At 74.6% G+C, this 4929-nt stretch carries 3 protein-coding genes; all 3 read right to left on the bottom strand.

Annotation, left to right across the window (positions count from 1 at the left end; translation table 11 throughout):
* The coding region (locus ADY01_RS32685) for an alpha-mannosidase (protein WP_049580368.1) at nucleotides 1-2048 on the bottom strand (2048 nt) is incomplete at its 3' end.
* Between the two features lie 99 nt (nucleotides 2049-2147).
* Nucleotides 2148-3161, bottom strand: coding sequence for a hydroxyacid dehydrogenase (locus ADY01_RS32680; protein WP_049580367.1), 1014 nt, complete (start codon nucleotides 3159-3161; stop codon nucleotides 2148-2150).
* A 64-nt stretch (nucleotides 3162-3225) separates the two neighbouring features.
* Nucleotides 3226-4929 (bottom strand): ROK family transcriptional regulator (locus ADY01_RS32675; protein ID WP_053171463.1); only part of this gene is annotated, 1704 nt, incomplete at its 5' end.

Below are 4929 nucleotides of genomic sequence, written 5' to 3'. Positions count from 1 at the left end.
GTCGCGGGCGGCGGGGTGGGCTCGGCGCCGAAGGCGGGGACGCCGTCCCTGGCGTGCGGGGCGGCGTTGAACGTGACCGTGCCGGTGCCGGTGCCCGTTCCGGTGCTCGCGCCGGTGCCGGTGCCCGTGCTCGTGCCGGGGTCCGCGGGGCCCGCCAGCGCCCGTTGGGCCGTGTCGACCAGCGCGGCCAGCTCGCCGGTGACGCGGGCGTAGGTGGCCTCGGCCTCGCGGTGGACCCAGGCGATGGAGGAGCCGGGCAGGATGTCGTGGAACTGGTGGGTGAGCACCGTCTGCCACAGCGCGGTCAGCCGCTCGTACGGGTAGGCGGCGCCGGTGCGCAACGTGGCGGTGGCGCACCAGAGTTCGGCCTCGCGCAGCAGGTGCTCGCTGCGGCGGTTGCCCTGCTTGGTGGCGAGCTGGCTGGTGAGCGTGCCGCGATGGAGCTCCAGGTAGAGCTCGCCCGACCAGACGGGCGCCTCGCCGCCGTACTCGCGCTCGGCGCGCGCGAAGAAGTCGGCGGGGCCCTCGATGGTGACGCGCGGGGCGCCCGACAGGTCGGCCATGCGGGCGGCGCGGGCGAGCATCTCGCGGGTGGGGCCGTCGCCCCCGTCGCCGTGGCCGAACGGGATCAGCGAGCCGCCGGCGCGGCCCTTCTCCCTGAAGTTCCGCTCGCTGCGGGTGACTTCCTCGGGCGAGAGCTCGGAGTTGTAGGTGTCGACGGGCGGGAAGTGGCTGAAGATCCGGGTGCCGTCGATGCCCTCCCACCAGAAGGTGTGGTGCGGGAAGCGGTTGGTCGTGTTCCAGGAGATCTTCTGGCTGAGGAACCAGCGGACCCCGGCCAGCTTCATGATCTGCGGCAGCGAGGCGGTGTAGCCGAAGGTGTCGGGCAGCCACATCTCCTCGGTCTCCACGCCGAATTCGTCGAGGTAGAAGCGCTTGCCCTGGACGAACTGGCGGACCAGCGACTCGCCCCCCGTGAGGTTGGTGTCGGGCTCCACCCACAGGCTGCCGACGGGGAGGAACTGCCCGGCGCGCGCCTTGGCCGCGGCCCGTTCGAAGACCTCGGGGCGCCGCTCCTTGAGCCAGGCGAGCTGCTGCGCCTGGGACATGACGAAGGTGAACTCCGGGTGGTGATCCATGAGTTCGGTGACGTTGGCGACGGTGCGCGCCACCTTGCGGACGGTCTCGCGCAGCGGCCACAGCCAGGCGGTGTCGATGTGGGCGTGCCCGGTGGCCGAGACCCGGTGGGCGCCCGGCGCGTTGGGGGTGTTCAGCGCGAGGACGAGGGGCGCGCGCGCCGCGCGCGCGGTGCCCGGTATGTCCTGGAGGTCCAGGGCGTCCAGGGAGCGTTCGACGGCGCGCAGGATGGTCCAGCGGCGCGTGGAGTCCTCGGGAAGCTGCTCCATGAGGGATCCGAGCACGTCGAGGTCGTGGACCAGCTCGAACACGTCCTCCTCGTAGACGGCGAGGTCGGCGCGGCCGATGCGGTACAGCGGCTCGGCCGCCTCCCGGTCGCCGCCGTCCCCGGTGTCGCGCAGCCAGGGCGCGCGGTCGCCGTGCGCGGTGGGCAGGAACGGGTCGCGCCCGGGGCCGTCGTCCAGGATCAGCGGGTTGGAGGCGGCCTCGATGTGGCAGACGAACTCCTCGCCGCCCAGGGCGGGATCGCCCACCGGCAGCCAGGCGTTCCGCGGGTTGAGGGCCTTGATCGGGGTGCCGTCGGGGCGGTAGGCCAGGCCCTCGGCGGCGAAGCCGGGCTTGGTGGCGTCGAAGCCGAGGTCGATCACGGCCTCGACGCGGCGCCCCGCCCAGGCGGCGGGCACGGTGCCGCTGACGCGGAACCAGCACGTGGACCACGGCGGGCCCCAGCGGTGCCGGGGCCCGACCGGGTGGTAGGGCGCGGCGATGCCGTCCTCGACGGGGACGGGCTCCCCCGGTACCGGCCAGGCGCGCACGTCCAGCGGCACGCTGGTCGCGTGCACCGCGGGGCGGAGGCGCTGGGTCAGCACCCGGGCGAGACGTCGTTCGATCAGGACGCGGTCATCGTGCATCGGGGGGCACTCCGTCGGTGGGGTGGGGGCAGCCGGTAACCGACGTTATGTAAATCCAATGGATGGATGAAGTCAACGGCCTCCGGTGGTCCGCCGGGTTCAGGCGGTGATGTCCAGGCGCTCCCGCAGCACCGGGTGGGCGAACTCCAGGCCCTCGGCGAAGCGGCGGGCGGCGGCCACCGCCGACTCGCCGAGCCGCCGGATCTCGTTGCCGACGGAGCCCGCGATGTGCGGGCTGATCAGCACGTTCTCGCAGTCCCACAGCGGGTGGTCGGCCGGGAGCACCTCCGGCTCGGTCACGTCGAGAACGGCCCTGATCCGCCCGGCTCCCGCCAGTTCGGCCAGCGCGTCCTGGTCCACGACCGCGCCGCGCGCCGTGTTGAGCAGCATCGCCCCGGGGCGCATCGAGGCCATCAGCTCGCGGCTGACCAGGCCCACCGTCCCGGGCAGCAGCGGCACATGGACGCTGACGACGTCGCTCTCCCGGAAGACCTCGTCCAGGCCGGCCGGACGCGCGCCCAGGCGCTCGGCGTCCGCGGGCGCCACATACGGGTCGTAGAGGAGGGTGCGCAGGCCGAAGGGGCGCAGCAGGTCGAGCACGCGCCGGCCGATCAGCGAGGCGCCGAGCACGCCGACGGTCGAGCCGTAGTTGCCGAGCTCGGGCAGGCGCTGGTCCCAGGGCAGGCGGGCGCGGGCGGCGCGGTACTCGGAACTGATCTCCAGGACCCGCTTGTTGGCCAGCAGGATCATGGCCAGCGTGTACTCGGCGACGGGCAGCGCGTTGGCCCAGGCGGCGGACGAGACGCGGATGCCGCGCTCCCAGCAGGCGTCGGTGACATGGCCGCGCACGGTGCCCGCGGTGTGGACGATGGCCCGCAGGCGCGGTGCCCGTTCGAGCACCCCGGCGTCGATCGGCGGGCAGCCCCAGCCGGTGAGCAGCAGTTCCGCGTCCGCGAGCACATCGGCGGCGGCGGGGGCGGCGAGGTCCTCCAGGAGCGGCGGGTAGCGCAGGTCGGTCACCTCGGCGAGCCCGGCGAGGGTGTTGCCGGTCAGCAGTTGGTCGGCGGCGTGGCGGCTCATCGCGAGGGCGGCGGTGGGACGGGGGTCGGGCATGGTGCGCTCCAGATGTAAAAATACTTAACTGCCGTTGTGTGGCGGTGACATGGGGATGTCGGGTTCACCATGCCCGGGCGACGGTGCGGGCATGGGTCCGGAGCCTGGGCGCGAAGGAGGCGTGAAAGACCCCCGAGGCGGCGCCCATGGCGGCGGCGGACTCGTTCAGGAGGGAGTGCGCCACGTGCACGCGCCGCACGCGCCGGGCCACCGGGTAACGGTTGACGGCGGCGCTGATCTCCTCCAGGTAGATCGGGGCGACGGCGGCCGGGACGGCCGGGCCGCCGACGATCAGCAGGGCGGTGTCCAGCAGGTCGGTCACGCCGATGGCGCCGGTGGCCAGGACGCGGGCCGTGGAACGGAACGCCTCCACCGCGCGGGCGTCGCCGGCGGCAGCGGCGGCGACGACCTCCTCGAACGCGCTGGGCACCGGGCCCGTGTCGGCCGTGCCGGCCGTGCCGGCCGGATCGGGCCGCCGCGGGCGGGGGAGGACGCCGGAGGCGGTCGCCTTGTCCACCACGGCCGAGATCGGCGCGCACTCACCGGGCGCCGGCGCGTCTCCCGGCGCCGCCGGGGTGGGCTCCGGCGCGTGCGCGGGCAGGGCGAGCCCCGCGGCGACGGCCTTGGCGACCACCGCGGACATGGTGGCGCACTCGGGCACCATCAGCGGGCCGCCCTCGGGGGAGAGCTGGTTGGTCGTCAGCGCGCACAGCTCGCCGAACTCGCCCGCGTTCCCCGTGCGCCCCCGGTAGACGTCGCCGTTGAGGAAGGCGCCGCAGCCCGCGCCGGCGCCGAGGTACAGGTAGACGAAGTCCCCGGCGCGTTCGCCCGTTCCGATCCAGCGCTCGCCGATCGCCGCGGCCGTCGCGTCCTTCTCCACGGTGACGGGGATGCCGAGCCTGGCGGTCAGCTCCGCGCGGAGCGGCACGTCGCGCCACCCGTCGAACAGCGGCGGGTCCAGGATGACTCCGGCCTCGGTGTCCAGCGGACCGGGCACCGCGATGCCGATGCCGAGCAGCGCGTCGGAGGCGGGGCGGGAGGCGGCGATCCCCTCGCGGACCATGCGCGTGATGTGGTCGATGACCCAGTCCGGGTCATGGCGGTCGTGCAGCGGCAGCCGCCGCTGGTCCACCACCCCGCCGCACAGGTCGACCACCACCTGCGTGATCATCTCCGGGTCGAGGTGGATGCCGATCGCGCAGGCGGCGTCGGCCCGCAGCCGCAGCGGCACCCGGGGCTTGCCCTTGCCCGCCGGTCGGTGGGTGTCCTCGACGAGGAACGCGGAGGTCAGCAGGTTCCGCGTGATGCGGGAGACGGCCTGCGGGGTCAGGCCGGTGCGTTCGGCTATCTCGACGCGGCTGAGCGCGCCCGCCTCGCGGATGGACTCGATGACCAGCTTCTCGTTGAACGACCCGAGCGCGAGCTGGTCGAACGCGCGGGGCGCGCGCGGCGGGGGCTCGGGCGCGACGCCCTCGGCCGGGCGCTGCCAGGTGAACGGCGCCCGCACCTCGGGGCGTCCGGAGAGGGCGCCCACCAGGTGGTCGAGGGCGGGGCGGGCGGCGCGCGCCCGGCTCAGCAGCTCCAGCATCGCCAGGACGCACAGCGTGCCCGTCCAACTCATGAACTCGGCCGCGGAATGGCGCGTCTCGCGCTCGCCCGGCGGGGGGAGCGCGGCGGCGAGGGCGCCGTCCGCGTCCCAGAGCAGCAGGTGCAGCGTCTCGCCGCGGTGGGCCGCCCGCGCCGGGGCGAGACGCTGCACCTGCTGCTC

Origin of the sequence: Streptomyces sp. SBT349 (genome assembly GCF_001083795.1) — a bacterium.
Lineage (GTDB): Bacteria > Actinomycetota > Actinomycetes > Streptomycetales > Streptomycetaceae > Streptomyces.
The sequence above is the reverse complement of the archived record's forward strand: the minus strand, read 5'-3'. Positions and strand labels throughout refer to the sequence as shown.